1 protein-coding gene is annotated in these 499 nt (G+C 45.3%); it reads left to right on the forward strand.

Annotation, left to right across the window (positions count from 1 at the left end; genetic code table 11):
- Positions 1–95: 95 nt before the first annotated feature.
- The gene (locus tag AC0LWF_RS27850; RefSeq protein WP_474654703.1) at positions 96–416 is read left to right on the forward strand and encodes a transposase; all 321 of its coding nucleotides are present in this window, start codon (positions 96–98) and stop codon (positions 414–416) included.
- Positions 417–499: the final 83 nt, after the last annotated feature.

Consider the following 499-nt stretch of genomic DNA (forward strand, 5'->3'; position numbering starts at 1 on the left):
GGGACTGACCCCGTAGCGTGAGACAAATTAAAACACCTTCAAGTGAAAGGCCCCATGTCGTAAGATGTGGAGGACAACTTGGAGGTGTTTTTGCGTTGGCAACAAGAGTTAGCTATCCCGTTGAAGTGAAAATGAAAGCAATTAAGATGAGATTAACAGGTATTCCTGTGAAAGTGGTTATGGATGAGCTCGGAATCAGGAATGTAACTCAGCTTAAAACGTGGATGTCATGGTACCGTAGTGGTGAACTTCATCGGCTTGAGCAACCTGTCGGTAAGCAATACAGTTTTGGAAAAGGTCCGGAATTCGCTTCAGAACTTGAAAAGTTGAAAACGGAGATTCGTTTTTTGAAACAACAGCTAGACGTACTAAAAAAGTACAAGGAGTTGGAGAGGAGGTGTCACCAGAGGCCGTAGTAACCTGGATGGAGTCTATCCGGGGAGAAATGTCCGTGAAGCAAGCTTGTGAGCTGCTAGGGATTGCACGTGCGACGTACTAT

This window comes from Paenibacillus sp. sgz302114, from assembly GCF_056120345.1.